Source organism: Enterobacter sp. CGMCC 5087 (genome assembly GCF_003144775.1).
Taxonomy (GTDB): domain Bacteria; phylum Pseudomonadota; class Gammaproteobacteria; order Enterobacterales; family Enterobacteriaceae; genus Enterobacter; species Enterobacter cloacae_M.
Window position 1 is genome coordinate 1 of sequence record NZ_QFXN01000367.1, and the last position, 630, is coordinate 630.

Sequence of the window (630 nt, forward strand, 5' to 3'; positions counted from 1 at the left end):
CCTTGAAATACCACCCTTTAATGGCTGGTGTTCTAACGTAGACCCGTGATCCGGGTTGCGGACAGTGTCTGGTGGGTAGTTTGACTGGGGCGGTCTCCTCCCAAAGAGTAACGGAGGAGCACGAAGGTTAGCTAATCCTGGTCGGACATCAGGAGGTTAGTGCAATGGCATAAGCTAGCTTGACTGCGAGAGTGACGGCTCGAGCAGGTGCGAAAGCAGGTCATAGTGATCCGGTGGTTCTGAATGGAAGGGCCATCGCTCAACGGATAAAAGGTACTCCGGGGATAACAGGCTGATACCGCCCAAGAGTTCATATCGACGGCGGTGTTTGGCACCTCGATGTCGGCTCATCACATCCTGGGGCTGAAGTAGGTCCCAAGGGTATGGCTGTTCGCCATTTAAAGTGGTACGCGAGCTGGGTTTAGAACGTCGTGAGACAGTTCGGTCCCTATCTGCCGTGGGCGCTGGAGAATTGAGGGGGGCTGCTCCTAGTACGAGAGGACCGGAGTGGACGCATCACTGGTGTTCGGGTTGTCATGCCAATGGCACTGCCCGGTAGCTAAATGCGGAAAAGATAAGTGCTGAAAGCATCTAAGCACGAAACTTGCCCCGAGATGAGTTCTCCCTGAC

General features: G+C 54.6%; 1 rRNA gene. It reads left to right on the top strand.

Annotated features, from left to right (window positions below):
* A 23S ribosomal RNA gene (locus DEO48_RS26445) occupies window positions 1-630 on the top strand; the annotation flags it as partial.